Annotated in this window: 18 protein-coding genes; all 18 read left to right on the forward strand. The window is 73.5% G+C overall.

The genetic code is table 11. The features are described from left to right. Nucleotides 1-2: 2 nt before the first annotated feature. A complete protein-coding gene (locus tag LCH29_RS34140) occupies nucleotides 3-1,154 on the forward strand; it encodes a beta-ketoacyl-[acyl-carrier-protein] synthase family protein (RefSeq protein WP_446465559.1) in 1,152 nt (383 codons plus the stop codon). Then, nucleotides 1,151-2,326 (forward strand): beta-ketoacyl synthase N-terminal-like domain-containing protein, encoded by a 1,176-nt coding sequence (locus LCH29_RS34145; protein ID WP_446465560.1) that lies wholly within the window; start codon nucleotides 1,151-1,153, stop codon nucleotides 2,324-2,326. Before LCH29_RS34140 ends, LCH29_RS34145 begins: the two co-directional genes overlap by 4 nt. Beyond that, the gene (locus LCH29_RS34150; protein ID WP_446465561.1) at nucleotides 2,326-3,306 is read left to right on the forward strand and encodes a hypothetical protein; all 981 of its coding nucleotides are present in this window, start codon (nucleotides 2,326-2,328) and stop codon (nucleotides 3,304-3,306) included. Before LCH29_RS34145 ends, LCH29_RS34150 begins: the two co-directional genes overlap by 1 nt. Next, nucleotides 3,306-4,517, forward strand: a complete 1,212-nt coding sequence (locus LCH29_RS34155) for a beta-ketoacyl synthase N-terminal-like domain-containing protein (protein ID WP_446465562.1) — start codon at nucleotides 3,306-3,308, stop codon at nucleotides 4,515-4,517. Before LCH29_RS34150 ends, LCH29_RS34155 begins: the two co-directional genes overlap by 1 nt. Further along, complete coding sequence (locus tag LCH29_RS34160) at nucleotides 4,517-5,452, forward strand: beta-ketoacyl synthase N-terminal-like domain-containing protein (RefSeq protein ID WP_446465563.1); 936 nt, start codon at nucleotides 4,517-4,519, stop codon at nucleotides 5,450-5,452. The genes LCH29_RS34155 and LCH29_RS34160 overlap by 1 nt, the downstream gene beginning before the upstream one ends. 43 nt (nucleotides 5,453-5,495) lie before the next feature. Further along, nucleotides 5,496-6,287 carry an SDR family oxidoreductase gene (locus LCH29_RS34165; RefSeq protein WP_446465564.1) on the forward strand — a complete coding sequence of 264 codons (792 nt, stop codon included), beginning with the start codon at nucleotides 5,496-5,498 and terminating at the stop codon, nucleotides 6,285-6,287. Further along, the gene (locus tag LCH29_RS34170; RefSeq protein ID WP_446465565.1) at nucleotides 6,284-6,610 is read left to right on the forward strand and encodes a hypothetical protein; all 327 of its coding nucleotides are present in this window, start codon (nucleotides 6,284-6,286) and stop codon (nucleotides 6,608-6,610) included. Before LCH29_RS34165 ends, LCH29_RS34170 begins: the two co-directional genes overlap by 4 nt. Next, nucleotides 6,610-7,017, forward strand: a complete 408-nt coding sequence (locus LCH29_RS34175) for a hypothetical protein (RefSeq protein WP_446465566.1) — start codon at nucleotides 6,610-6,612, stop codon at nucleotides 7,015-7,017. Before LCH29_RS34170 ends, LCH29_RS34175 begins: the two co-directional genes overlap by 1 nt. Before the next feature lie 3 nt (nucleotides 7,018-7,020). Beyond that, nucleotides 7,021-7,437, forward strand: a complete 417-nt coding sequence (locus LCH29_RS34180; protein WP_446465567.1) for a hypothetical protein — start codon at nucleotides 7,021-7,023, stop codon at nucleotides 7,435-7,437. A gap of 41 nt (nucleotides 7,438-7,478) precedes the next feature. Then, the gene (locus tag LCH29_RS34185; RefSeq protein WP_446465568.1) at nucleotides 7,479-8,606 is read left to right on the forward strand and encodes a beta-ketoacyl synthase N-terminal-like domain-containing protein; all 1,128 of its coding nucleotides are present in this window, start codon (nucleotides 7,479-7,481) and stop codon (nucleotides 8,604-8,606) included. 22 nt (nucleotides 8,607-8,628) lie between these two features. Continuing rightward, nucleotides 8,629-9,567, forward strand: coding sequence for an ACP S-malonyltransferase (locus LCH29_RS34190; protein ID WP_446465569.1), 939 nt, complete (start codon nucleotides 8,629-8,631; stop codon nucleotides 9,565-9,567). Nucleotides 9,568-9,590: 23 nt separating this feature from the next. Continuing rightward, the gene (locus LCH29_RS34195) at nucleotides 9,591-9,845 is read left to right on the forward strand and encodes an acyl carrier protein (RefSeq protein ID WP_063735262.1); all 255 of its coding nucleotides are present in this window, start codon (nucleotides 9,591-9,593) and stop codon (nucleotides 9,843-9,845) included. A 1-nt stretch (nucleotide 9,846) separates the two neighbouring features. Further along, nucleotides 9,847-10,257 carry a 3-hydroxyacyl-ACP dehydratase FabZ family protein gene (locus LCH29_RS34200; RefSeq protein WP_446465570.1) on the forward strand — a complete coding sequence of 137 codons (411 nt, stop codon included), beginning with the start codon at nucleotides 9,847-9,849 and terminating at the stop codon, nucleotides 10,255-10,257. Then, nucleotides 10,254-10,742: a 3-hydroxyacyl-ACP dehydratase FabZ family protein gene (locus tag LCH29_RS34205; protein ID WP_009717628.1), complete on the forward strand. Its 489-nt coding sequence runs from the start codon at nucleotides 10,254-10,256 to the stop codon at nucleotides 10,740-10,742. Before LCH29_RS34200 ends, LCH29_RS34205 begins: the two co-directional genes overlap by 4 nt. A gap of 4 nt (nucleotides 10,743-10,746) precedes the next feature. Beyond that, entirely contained in the window at nucleotides 10,747-11,490 is a 744-nt protein-coding gene (gene fabG / locus LCH29_RS34210) for a 3-oxoacyl-ACP reductase FabG (RefSeq protein ID WP_446465571.1), read from the forward strand. A gap of 70 nt (nucleotides 11,491-11,560) precedes the next feature. Beyond that, nucleotides 11,561-12,295 (forward strand): DsbA family protein, encoded by a 735-nt coding sequence (locus tag LCH29_RS34215; RefSeq protein WP_446465572.1) that lies wholly within the window; start codon nucleotides 11,561-11,563, stop codon nucleotides 12,293-12,295. Nucleotides 12,296-12,420: 125 nt separating this feature from the next. Further along, nucleotides 12,421-13,350: an alpha/beta hydrolase family protein gene (locus LCH29_RS34220; protein WP_446465573.1), complete on the forward strand. Its 930-nt coding sequence runs from the start codon at nucleotides 12,421-12,423 to the stop codon at nucleotides 13,348-13,350. Between the two features lie 45 nt (nucleotides 13,351-13,395). Further along, nucleotides 13,396-13,500: biotin carboxylase N-terminal domain-containing protein (locus LCH29_RS34225; protein WP_156107820.1), on the forward strand; the 105-nt coding region annotated here is incomplete at its 3' end.

Raw genomic sequence — 13,500 nt, forward strand, 5'->3', positions numbered from 1 at the left:
ACATGAGTCAGCTGGTGACCGGCGCGGGCGCCGTGGTGAGCGTGGGCGAGGGCGTCGACGAGGTCTTCTCGGCCCTGTGCGCGGGCACCAGCGGACTCGGTGAACTGCGCGGCTTCGACCCGGACCGCTACCGGGGGCGGCACGCGTACGAGATCGACGACCGGCCGGGACCCGGCGCCGACGTGCCCGGCCGGGCCACCGCCTGGCTGCTGCGCGCCGTCGGGGAGGCGGCGCGGCAGGCCGGGCTCGGCGAGGACCTGAGCGGGGTGCCCGTCCTCGTCGGCACCGGGCTGCGCGAGCTGCGCTCGGCGGAGCTGGCCTGGCGCGACGGCACCGCGTTCGACACCGGCGGGCGGCTGCACTTCGGCACCGCACTGCGAGAACGTTTCGGCGCGGAGCGCACCCACACCTTCGCGGGGGCGTGCTCGGCCTCGCTGTACGCCCTCGCCCTCGGCAGCGACCTGCTGACCACCGGCGCCGAGGACACCGTGATCGTGGCCGGTGTCGACACCCTCACCGAGTCCATGTACGGGCTGCTGGACCGGGTGAACGCCGAACCGCCCGACCGGGTCCGGCCGTTCGACCGGGAGCGCCGCGGGGTGCTGATGGGCGACGGCGCCGCCGCGGTGGTGCTGCGCCGGGAGGAGTCCGGCGCGCGCTCCGGCGCGCTCGGCAGACTGCGCGCCGTCAGCATGAACTGCGACGCCCGCCACGTCACCGCGCCCGACGCGCAGGGCATCGTGCGGGCGGTGCACGAGGCCCAGCAGCGGGCGGGCGTCACCCCCGGCGAGATCGACCTGGTGCTGCTGCACGGCACGGGGACGCACCTCAACGACAGCGCGGAGGCGACCGCCATCGCCGAGGTCTTCGGCGCGGACGTGACGACGCCGCTGATGACCGCGATCAAGTCCATGACCGGCCACACCTCGGGCAGTTCGGGCCTGGTCAGCCTGATCGTCGCGCTGAAGTCGCTGACCTCGGGCCGGGTCCCGCCGACCCTCGGCCTCACCGACCCCCTCCCCGAGGCGGCCGATTTCCGGTTCGTCCGGGAGCCGTTTCCGGCCGATGTGGAGGGGCTGCGGTTCGCCCAGATCGACGCGTTCGGGTTCGGCGGGGTCAACGCCGTCGCCATAGTGGAGAGGGCGGCCCCATGAGTGAGCTGCGGGCGCCCGGCACCGTCGTCGTCTCCGGGGTCGGGATGGCCCTGCCCGGCGCGGACACCCCGGACGCGCTGCTGCGCGGCGCGCACGCCCCCGGGCGCGCGCCCGGGCCGTTCGACACCGGTGCCCGCATCGGCCGCCGCGGGCACCGCTACAAGGACCGGGCGACCCAACTCGCCCTGTGCGCCGCGCTCGACGCGTTACGCGACGCCGCCCTCGTCCCCGCCGACAGCGCCGGCAGCGCCGATGGGGAGGGGCTGACCGTCCCGGGCGACACCGTCGGCGTGGTGGCCAGCTCCAACCTGGGCAACCTCGACACCGCGTGCCTCACCGCCGCCGCCATCGCCGAGGATTCGGCACGCTCCCTGAGCCCCATGAGCCTGCCCAACGCCTCCAGCAATGTGATCGCCTCCTGGGTCGCCATCCGGCACGGGCTGCGCGGCCCCAATCTGATGCTGTGCAACGGACCGACGTCCGGCCTCGACGCCGTCCACTGGGCGGCGACGCTCGTGGCCGCGGGCCGCGTCCGCCGCGCCCTGGTGGTCGGCGTCGAGACCCACAACGCCGTCGTGGAGGACCTGCTCGCCCGCCCCGCCGACGACCTGCTGGACGGCGCGGCCGCCCTCGTCGTGGAGGGCGCGCGCTGGGCGGAGGAGCGCGGGGCGCGCGCCGTCGCCGTCCTGGGGCCGTACGAGCGCCGGGCGGGGCTCGCGGGCTGCGTCCGGGCGCTGCTGCCGGAGGGCGGCGAGGGGCCGGGCGTCTGGTTCACCCCGGAGCGCTACGAGGAGCCGAGCGCCGACATCGGCGCACCCGTGCCCCCGGCCGTACCGCGCCACGACGTCACCACCGCCGTGGGCCGCGCCTCCGGCGCGCTCGGCGTCCTCCAGTGCGCCGCCGCGGTCGGCTGGCTCCGCACGGAAGGGGCCGGAGCCGGGGCGGGCGAGGCGCTGATCACCAGCGGCGACGACACGGCGGACGCCGTGGCCGGGCTGCTGCTGCGCGGGCCGGGCGCGCCCCCTGCCGAGGTCTCAAAGGTCTCGGAAGTCTCGGAGGTTTCGGAGGTCACGGAGGTCACGGAGGTCACGGAGGTTTCGGAGGTTTCCGGGTTTTCCGCGATTCCCGTGGTTTCTGCGAATTCAGCGAATTCAGCGATGGAGTGCACCTGATGAGAGCCGCCGCCCCGCCGATGTCGACGAAGGCCTTGCTGGCCGACACCACCACGGTGCGGCTGCGTCCGCGGTACGAGGGCTCCAACATCTGCACGTGGATCGGCTTCAAGCACGTCAATTACCTCGTCGAGGAGGCGGTGCTGGTCCACTTCGCCCGCTGCGGGGCGCCCGCCCGCCGGCTGTACGAGGAGCACGGCCTCGGGCTGGACATCGTGGCGCTGGACAGCCGCATCCTGCACGCCTTCCACATGGACGACGACGCCGAGGCCGAGGTGGTGCCGCACACCTCCGACGGCGATACGGCGCTCACCTTCCGGGTGACCCTCCGGGTCGTGCGCGACGGTTCCGTCCTCAAGGCCGTCACCGCCACGGTCCGGGTCTCGCTGCGCGCCGACTCGTATCTGACGGGGCCCGCCGAACCGCCCGGCGAGTTCGGCCGGTTCACGGTGGACCGGCTGGGCGAAGGGGCCTCCGCCGAGCCGCCCCGGGCGCTGCCGGGCGGCGGTGAGGACGCCGTACTGGCGGCGCTCACGGAGGGCCGTAACGCCCACGCCTGGAAGTGGAACATCACCTACCCCTACTGCCACTTCACCGAGCGGCTCCAGATGTCCGGCTATCTGCGGCTGATGGAGGAGGCCAAGGACCGCTTCGTGAAATCCCGCGGCATCTCCATCAAGACGCTGCTGGACGACCGCCGGTGGATACCCGTCGTGCCGCGCTCCTGGATACGCGTCACCGACGAGGCCCTGATGGAAGAGGACCTGTACACCGTCTACACGGTGGAGGAGATCTTCAAGGACCTCACCTACACCGCCCGCATGGACTGTTACGCGGTGCGCGACGGCGCCCTCACCCTCACCGCCACCGGCGGCATCGTGCACGGCTACGCACTGATCGAGAACCGCCGCGACTGGCATCTGGTCCCCTTCGACCAGCGGGTGCTGGACGCGCTGTCCGGAAAGTCGAGCGGCACCTGATGGACGACATCACGGTCACCGGAGTGGGGGCGCTGTCCCCGCTGGGCATGGGCGTCGACGCCTTCTGGCGCGGCATGCACACCGCGCGCACCGCCCCGTCCCGGGTGCCCGATCCGCTCGCCCGCATGGACCATCCGCGGATGTATCTGGTGCCCGATGCCGACGTGCCTGACGGGCCCGCGGAGTGGGAGGGGCTGCCGCTGGGGCGCGGCTCGCGGTTCGCGATCGAGGCGGCCCGGCAGGCGGCGGAGGACGCCGGGCTCTCCGCGTGGGGGAGCGTCGATCCGCGCCGGGTGGCCGTCGTGATCAGCAGCGGCATGGGCGACACGGAGCTGCACGAGGCGTGGTGGACGGGCAAGGCCCCGGACTCCGGCCGCTGGGCGCCCGTCTTCCCGGTCGCCTCGGTGGTCGGCGGCCTGCTCGGCGCGCGCGGCCCCAACACGTGTGTCAGCAACGCCTGTTCGGCCAGCGGTTACGCGCTGTCCGTCGCCGCCGACCTGATCCGCTCGGGCGAGGCGGACGTGGTGTTCGCGGGCGGCGCCGAGGCGTACTCGCGGGTCGCGCTCGCCTGCTTCAACCGGCTGGGCGCCATCGACCCCGAGCGCTGCCGCCCGTTCGCCGCCGACCGGCGCGGCACGGTCTTCGGCGAGGGAGCCGCCGTCCTCGTCCTGGAGTCCGCCGCGCACGCCCGCGCGCGCGGCGCCGGGCCCGGCTACGCCCGCCTCGTGGGCACCGGCTGGAGCTGCGACGCGCACCACGCGACCGCGCCCGAGCCCGGCGGCGGGCAGATCGAGCGCGCGATGCGCCGGGCGCTGCGCGAGGCGGGCGCGGGCGACGCGGGCGAGACGGGCGCGGGCGAGACGGACGGGAACACGGTCGGCTTCGTGGTGCCGCACGGCACCGGCACCGACCTCAACGACGTGGTGGAGAGCCGGGTGCTGGCCGCGGTGGCCCCCCACTCCCCGCTGTACAGCCTGAAGGCGCTCATCGGCCACACCGGCGGCGCGGCGGGCGCGTTCGCCGCGCTGGCCGCCGCCCTGATGCTGCACCACCGCACGCTGCCGCCGAACGTGCCCGTCGGGGCGGCCGACCCGGAGTGCGCGGTGCCGCTGCCGCCGGTGAGCACCCCGCTGAGTGGCGGATACGGGCTGGTCAACGCCTACGCGTTCGGCGGCAACAACATCTCCCTCGTCCTCGCGGAGGCCCGCTGATGGATCTCGTGGTCACCGGAGTGGGCGACGTGGACGCGGACGGCTTCGACTTCCGTGACGAGCTGGGCCGCCGCGGCTACAAGTACCTGCCCAGCGCCTCCCAGTACGTGCTGGCCGCCGCCAAGCGCGCCCTCGCCGACGCGGGCGAGGACGCCCTGACGGCGGCCGAACCCGAGCGCCGCGGCGCCGCGGTGGGCACCAACAGCGCGGCCACCGCCCTCCACCACGCCATGGACCGCACGGTCACCGGCGCGGGCGCGGGGGAGCTGAGCCCGGCCACCGCGCCCTACTTCTCCATCAACCTCTTCGGCAGCCGACTGGCCACCGAACACGACCTCAAGGGCTTCAACCTCACCCTCACCAGCCCCCGTATCGCGGGCCTGGAGGCGCTCCAGACCGGCGCCCGCGCCCTCGCCGCGGGCCGCGCCTCCCGGCTGCTCGCCGGGGCGACCGAGGAGGCGCTGCCGGAGGGCGAGCCGGGGGCGGAGACCTCGGAGGGCGGTGCCGTCGCGCTGCTGCTGGAGCCCGCGGCGGCCGTCGCGGAGCGCGGCGGACGGGCGTACGGGCGCGTCGGTGTCCGTACGTTCTTCCTGCCACCCGCCCTCGCCGCCTCGGCCAGCGGCGCCGGGGCGGCGGCGGAGGCGCTGGGGGATGCGCTCGCCGCCCTCGGCCACCGGCCGGGCACCCCGCTGACCGTCACCGCCGTCCTGGACGGCTCCCCGGTCGGCGAGGCGATGGCGCACGCTGTGGACGAGAGCGCCGAACGCGTCCCGGCGGGCGCGGGCTGCCTGGCGCCGATGGCCACTGTCGCCGCCGCCCTGCGGAGCACCCCGGACACCCCACACGCCGTCGTCACCGCGGCGGCCGAGGGAAACACCGCCGTCTGCCTGGTCACCCCGGGCGGCTCCGGCGGCACGGAAGCGAGCAGCCGATGAGCGGACGACGCGGACGACGCGAACGACGGAGGGCGAGCGGCCGATGATCACCTCACTCGAAGGATCCTGGTGCCTGGTGCTGGGCGCCTCCAGCGGCATGGGCCTGGCCATCGCGCACGAGATGGCCCGCGCGGGCGTGAGCATCCTGGGCGTCCACTTCGACACCACCGAAGGACAGCAGAAGGCGGCGGTCGCCCAGGAGGAGATGCGCGCGCACGGCGTCGAGGCGCACTTCTTCAACGCCAACGCCGCCTCCGCCCGCACCCGCGAGGAGCTGCTGCCGAGGTTCGAGGAGCTGACCGGCGGCACGGGCGTGCGCGTCCTGGTGCACTCCCTCGCGTTCGGCACCCTGCTGCCGTACGTCACCCCCGACGGCGGAGACAGCCTCACCTCCCGTCAGATGAACATGACACTCGACGTGATGGCGCACTCGCTCGTCTACTGGACCCAGGACCTGTTCACCGCGGGCCTGCTGCGCAAGGGCGCCAAGGTGTACGCGATGACCTCCGCCGGAGGCACCCGCGTGATGCCCCACTACGGCGCCGTCTCCGCCGCCAAGGCCGCCCTGGAGTCCCATGTACGCCAACTCGCCCTGGAACTCGCCCCGTCGGGCATCGCCGTCAACGCGCTGCGCGCCGGGGTCACCCCGACCCCGTCCATGGAACGCATCCCCGACAGCGAACGGCTCGCCGAGTACGCCAAGGACCTCAACCCGCACCGGCGGCTCACCCGCCCCGAGGACGTCGCCGAGGCCGTCTCGCTGCTGTCCCGCACCGACTCCTCCTGGATCACCGGCAATGTGATCGGCGTGGACGGCGGTGAACTCCTCACATGACGGACCACCTGCTGATCGAGAGCGGCGGCCCGCAGACCGGTCCCGCCTGCGAGCGCTTCGTCGGCGACGCGGTACGGCTGGCCGGGGGCGGCCACCGGGTGGTGCTGTTCCTCGTCGAGAACGGCGTCACCGCCGCCCTCCCCGGCGCCGCGCCCGGCATCGAGACGTTCCTGCGCGACGGCGGCGAGGTGTGGGTGGACACCTTCTCGGCCGCCCAGCGCGCCCTGCCCGCCGCCGATCTCACCGCCGACGTCCGCATGGTGGAGATGGACGACGTGGCCGCCAAGCTGCTGGAACCCCAGGTACGGGCGGTGTGGCACTGATGGCCCGGCCCATACCCGCCACCGACGTGCTGCTCAACCTCTTCGGCGCGCCCCACCAGAGCGACCTGGTCACCTCCGCGCTGCGGCTGGCCACCGCGCTGCTCGACCGCGGCGCCCGGGTGCAGATCTGGACCTGCGGCGACGCCACCGGGCTGACCAGCGCGGCCCTCGGCGACACCAAGCCGCGCGACCTCACCGACCTGGAGCGCCGCCATCCGTCGACCGCGCTGATCATCCGCGATCTGCTCGCCGACCACCCCGACCGGCTCTACTGGTACGTCTGCCGCTTCTGCGCCGACGACCGGGGCGCGGCCGACCAGATCCCCCAGGTCAGCAAGCGGTCCCCGTTCCTGTTCGCCGAACACGTCAAGGCGGCGGACAAGGCCCTGGTCATGGGGGTGTGCTGAACCATGCCGGAACAGGCGAGGCCGGAGCAGGCGCGCTGGCTGCTGATCATGGAGAAGGCGTACCGCGGATCGGTCGAGACCCAGTTCGCGGACGCCCTCTACGTCGTGCCCGATCTGCACCGGCAGAGCGGCGGGGGCTGCGATCTGGCGCTGCGCGGACCCGCCGTCGGCTACGCCGTGCGCACCGGCGCCCCCCAGCCGCCGCTGCGCCTCGGCGGGCGCACCCTCGACACCCTGCCCGATCCGCGCGCCTCCGTGACGAAGGTGCTCGACGCCGGGGTGACCGTGCTGGTCGAGGAGCCCGATCTGACCGCGCTGGGGCGCACCGCCGCCGACCGGCTGCTGCCCGGCGTCCAGGTGATCGAGGCGTACGGACTCGCCGCGCGCTGGCCCTCCTACGAACAGGTGTGGTTCCTGTGAGCACCCCGTCCGGCCCCCGGGCCACTACCGAAGGAGTACCGATGGTCAACGCTCCCGCCACGGTCGGCCCGGTCATCTCCGCCTGGACCGCCGTATCGCCCCTGGGGCTGCGGGCCGCGGACTTCAGCAGCGGTCTCGGGGCCGGCCGCGGCACCGGGAAGCCGCTGGACCCCGAGGAGTGGTCGGTGCCGTTCCGCGAGGCGTGCCTCGTGCCGGACTTCCACATCCGGGAGATCCTCGGCCGCAAGAACACCCGCTCCATGGACCGGGTCACCGGCCTCGCCGTCACCGCGATCCGCCATCTGCTCTCCGGTGAGCGGGAGGACAAGGCGGGGGACGGGGCCGGGCGGCTGCCGGGCGTGGGCGAGCACACCGGTCTCGCGCTCGGCACCAGCACCGGAAGCGCCCAGTCCATCATGGACTTCACCCGTGACTCTCTCGTCAGCGCCAAGCCCTTCTTCGTGGACCCGGCCCGCTTCCCCAACACGGTGATGAACTGCGCCGCCGGGCAGTCCGCCATCTGGCACGGACTCAAGGGCCCCAACGCCACCATCGCGGGCGGCAGGGCCGCCGGGCTGCTCACCCTGCGGTACGCGCTGCGGCTCCAGCGCGCGGGGCGCGCCCGCACCGTGCTGTGCGGGGCGGTCGAGGAGTTCACCTCCGCCCGCGCCTGGCTGGAGTGGCACACCCGCGCCGACGACGACGCGACGGCGGTGCTCGGCGAGGGCGCCGCGGTGTGGCTGCTGGAGACCGCCGACGAGGCGCGCGAACACGGCCGCGGCGGGCTCGCCGAGGTCGCGGGCGTGGAGTTCGGCTTCGCCGCGGCCCCGGCGGCGGCCCGTACGGCCCTCGCCGACGCCGTGACGCGGCTGCTGGACCGCACCGGCACCGCCCCCGGCGACGTGACGGTCCTCGCCGACTCCCAGGCGCCCGGCGCGGAGGGCGAGGCCGAGCGCGCCGCACTCGCCGACGTCCTCGGCGGCCACCAGCCGCCGCGGGTGGCGACGGCCGACGCGATCGGCGACACCTGCGCCGCCTCCGCGGCCTTCCAGATCGCGGCCGTCCTCGCCCTCGCCGAGCGCGGCGAGATCGCCCCCGGCAGCCCCGCCCTGATCACCACGGTCGACCGGGACGGCGTGGTCGGCGCCGCCCTGCTGCGGATCCGGTGAAGGAGCAGGGAGGGATGCGCGTATGACTGCCGAAGTCCGCACGGCGCTGGTCTTCCCCGGACAGGGCGCCCAGAAGGCGGGCATGGGCCGGGCGTGGCGGGACACCGCGTCCTGGCCGCTGGCGGCCGAGATCTCCGAGCACACCGGAGTCGACGTCGGGGAGCTGCTGCTGACGGCCGACGACGACACGCTGCGCCGCACCGACCTGGCCCAGCTCGCCGTCTTCGCGTACCAGGTGATCGTCCACCACGAGGCGGCCGCCGCCGGGCTGACGGGCGAGGTGGCCGCGTGCGCCGGGCACAGCCTCGGCGAGTACACCGCCCTGTACGCGGCCGGGGCGCTGCCGCTCGCCGACGCGGCGCGGCTGGTCGCCGCCCGCGGCCGCGCCATGCGGCGCAGCGCCGAGCGCGCGCCCGGCACGATGGCCGCCGTCGTCCGGCTCGACACCCGGGCCGTGGACGAACTGACCGGCCGGGTACGGGCGGAGGGACCACAGGTCTGGGTCGCCAACATCAACGCCCCCGGCAACCTCGTCGTCTCCGGCACCGCCGAGGGCGTCGACGGGCTCGCCGCACTGGCCGCGGACAGCGGGGGCAAGGTGATCCGGCTCGCCGTCGGCGGCGCGTTCCACAGCCCGCTGATGGCCGCCGCCGCGGACGAGCTGCGCACGGCCCTGGCCGCCGTGGAGTTCGCGCCCGCGCACACCCCCGTCGTCGCCAATGTGGACGCGACGCCCCACCGCGGCGGCGGGCGGTGGCGGGACCGCGAACTCGCCCAGCTCACCAGCCCGGTGCGCTGGGAGGAGAGCGTCCGGACCCTCGCGGGCGAGCTGGGCTGCACCCGGTTCGTGGAGCTGGGACCGGGACGCCAGCTGACCGGAATGATCCGCCGGATCGCGGCGGACGCGGCGACCGTCCCGGTCGAATCGCCCGCCGCGCTCGCCGCCCCGCAAGCCCCCTGAGCCCGAGACCGGAAGGAACCCCCATGGCCGACGCCACCGCCGCGCTGGACCTCGACGAACTGCGCACCTTCGTCGCGGAAGTCCTCGATGTGGAAGAGGAGGAGGTGACCGACGAGGCCGACTTCGTCAAGGATCTCGGCGTCGACTCGCTCATGGCCCTGGAGGTCATGGTCGAGCTGGAGAAGAAGTACGCGGTGAAGCTGGAGGAGAAGGAGATGAAGAGCATCACCACCCTCCGGAAGGTGCACGACCTGCTCGCGTCGAAGCTGGAGAAGTGAGGTGACGGCGACCGCGTGCGGACCGGTCGACGGCACCGTGGAGGTGGTCGACCCCGGGGTGCCGGGGGAGCGGCCCGCCCGCTGCGTGGCCGTGGTCGGCGGCACGGAGAAGGTGTTCGCCGGTCACTTCCCCGGCTTCCCGATCTTCCCCGGGGTGTGTGTCGTCGAGTACGTCCAGTGCGGCGCCCTCGCCACGCTGCCCGAGCCGGGGAGTGCCCTGGCGGCGGTCGAGTCCGCCCGCTTCCTCGGCCCGGTCTTCCCCGGCTCCACCCTGAGCTGTGCGTTCACCTGGTTACGGGACGACGCCACGGGCGGCTGGCGCTGCCGGGCCGAGGCCACCACCGAGCGCGGGCTCGCCGCCCGCGTCCGGCTGCGCTTCACGGCCCCTGCCGGACGGGAGGCCACCGGATGATCACCGTGGACCAGATCAAGCGGGTGCTGCCGCACCGCTACCCCATGCTGCTGGTCGACCGGGTCACCGAGCTGGTCCCGGGCGAGCGCGCCTCCGGGCTCAAGGCCGTCACCTGCAACGAACCCTGGTACGAGGCCGTACCCGACGACGCGCCCGCGGAGGCCTACCACTACCCCTGGACGGTGCTCCTCGAATCCTGGTGCCATGTGGCGGGGGTGCTGGTGGCCTGGGAGGAACCCAATCCGGATGTGCTGGAGGGCATGGCGATGCTGCTCGGCGGGGTCACCGACGCCGAGTACCACCGCCCGGTCCTCCCCGGTGACGTGGTGGAACACCACGTCCGGCTGGCCCGGCAGGTCGGGGAGACGTACATGTTCGAGGGAGAGAGCCTGGTCGGGGACGCGACCGTGCTCTCCGTCGGGCGGCTGGTGATGACGATGCGTCCGGCGGCCGAACTGAAGGACCCGGCAGGAGAGGTGACGTAACACCATGTCCGACGTGCACACCAAGGTGGCCCTCGTCTCCGGCGGCTCGCGCGGCATCGGTCGCGCGACCGTGCTGCGGCTGGCCCGGGACGGCTTCGACGTGGCGTTCTGCCACCAGTCCAGCCCCGAAGCGGCCCGCGCCCTGGAGGCGGAGGCGGCCGGGCTCGGCAGCGGCCGGGTGGTCGGGCGGCAGACGGACGTACGGGACGCGGACGCGGTGCGCGATCTCGTGGCGTTCACCGAGAACCGGCTCGGCCCCATCGACGTCGCGGTGGTGTCCGCGGGCATCGCGCGGGACAATCCGCTGCTGTTGATGAAGGACGAGGAGTGGCGGGGCGTCATGGAAGTCAACCTGGACGGCACGTACCACATATGCCGTTCGGTGGTATTCGGCATGATGAAACGCAAGTCCGGATGCATCATCAACATCTCCTCGGTGGCGGGCGTGCACGGCCATGCGGCACAGTCGAATTACGCGGCCTCCAAGGCCGGGATCATCGGCTTCACCAAATCGCTCGCCAAGGAGGTCGGTCGGTACGGCATCCGGGCCAATGTGGTCGCGCCGGGCTTCGTGGAGACGGATATGACGGCGGCGCTGTCCGAGAGTGTCCGCAAGGAGGCGGAGCAGAGCATCCCGCTGCGCCGCTTCGGCCGCCCGGAAGAGGTCGCCGACATGGTCGCGTACCTGGTCGGGGCGGAGTATGTGACCGGGGCGGTGTTCCAGGTCGACGGTGGCATCGTGATTTGAGCGAGTGAGCGAGTGAGCGAGCGGGTGGCGGTCGGAGCGATCCGAACGGTCCCGGTGAAGGGGGACGGACATGACGGCCAGGCGCAGTAGGGTGCCGCGCTTCTATTTCAATTTCCGCAGCCCGTACAGCTGGATCGCCTACCGTGATCTGATGGACCGCTTTCCGGATGTCGCACAGGTGGTGGAATGGCACCCCTGGTGGGAGCCGGACGCGGACGGCGAGCGCCGCATGGCCGAGCACCGGCGGTCTTTTCCGTACACGGCGATGTCACGCGACAAACATCTCTATATCCTTCAGGACGTGCGCCGTCTGACGACCGATCGCGGTCTCGCCGTCACCTGGCCGGTGGACCGGGACCCGGTCTGGGAGGTACCGCATCTGGCGTATTTTCACGCGCTGGACGCGGGCTGCGGCCCCGCGTACATCGAGCGGGTCTACCGGGCCCGCTGGCAGGAGGGCCGGGACGTCTGCGACCGCGAGGTCGTCGCGGACATCGCCACCGGCCTGGGATTTCCGGACGAGGCGGCGGACCGGCTGGCCCGCGCCGCCGACGACCCGGAACTGCGCGCCGGGCGCGGGCTCGGGGCGCTGCTGGACCTCAGCCGGGACGGGGCGTTCGGCGTGCCGTTCTTCACCCTCGGCTACGACAAGTACTGGGGCGTGGACCGGCTCCCGGCGTTCGCCGGGGCGGTCCGCTCCCGCGCCGCGCCGCCCCCCGTTCCCCTTGATCCTGAGCCACCGGCCGACGCGGACTTCGTGGCCGCCCGGTCCGGCGACCAGGGCCACGCCGGGGGATGCGGGTGACCGCCCCTACCCCCGCGTAGCCGTCATCCTTACGTACCCGCCCCTCTGCCCCACCGCACGGCACCGACCGAGACGAGACCGCCCTGACCGCCGACGGACACTCCACCCCCTCCCGGAGGACGCCGATGCCCGAGCCACCCCGGACGCCGGTGCGGCCACCCTCGCGGGGGTCCCGCGCCCTTGCGGTCGCGACGCTGCCGATAGCCCCGCTGTACGGGGCGTCGCTGGCGTATCTCGCCTTCCATCCGCGCAACCGGACCCAGCGGGAGCACCCCCGGGACCACGGGCTGCCCTGCACCGACCTGGAGATCCCGTTCGCCCGCCGCAAGCGGGTGCACGCCTGGCTCTGCCCCGGCTCCACGGAGAAGGTCGTGGTGCTCGCCCACAGCCTGGGGGCGGGCAAGGACCACAGCCTCGGCCACGCCAAGTTCCTGCACGACGCCGGGTACACGGTCTGTCTGTTCGACCACCGCAACCACGGGGCCAGCAGCGACGACCGGGCACTGTTCGGGCTCGGCGACCGGTTCGCGGGCGATGTCACCAAGGTGGTGTCCTGGCTGCGCGACAAGCAGGGGTACGGCACGGCGCGCATCGCCGTCTACGGCTTCTCCTTCTCCTGCTTCTCGGCCATGTGGGCGCTGACCCACGACGGATTCGAGTTCGACGCGCTGGTGTGCGACAGCGGGCCGGGGCACGACGTCCCGCCGCTGCTGCGCAAGTACCTGGAGGCGGAGGCGCTGCCGATGCCGCCCGCGCTGAGCGGCGAACCGTCCCGTTCCGTGGTGACCCGCACGTTGTGCGCCCTGGGTCCCGCCATGCTGCGCGCCCACTGGCCACCGCCCACGACCGGCAAGTTCGCCAAGATCCCACTGCTGTTCATGTCGGGCGAGCACGATGCGATCGTGCCGCCCTCCTCGGTGGACGCGCTGGCCGAGCGCTATGCCCAGGCCGAGACGCACGTCCTCCCGGGAGCCGAGCACCTGCTCGGGCTGCAAAGCGATCCCGAAGGCTACGCGAGCGTGGTACTGGGTTTCCTCAAGCGGGCCCTGGGATAGCAACGTGACCGTCCCCGCCGGACGGCTGAAGAGGGAAGAGAGAGCATGCAGAAGGTGCTCATCGCCAATCGTGGCGAGATCGCTGTCCGTGTTGCCCGTGCCTGCCGGGATGCCGGGATCGCGAGCGTAGCCGTCTACGCCGATCCGGAC

The organism is Streptomyces sp. BRA346 (genome assembly GCF_052851135.1).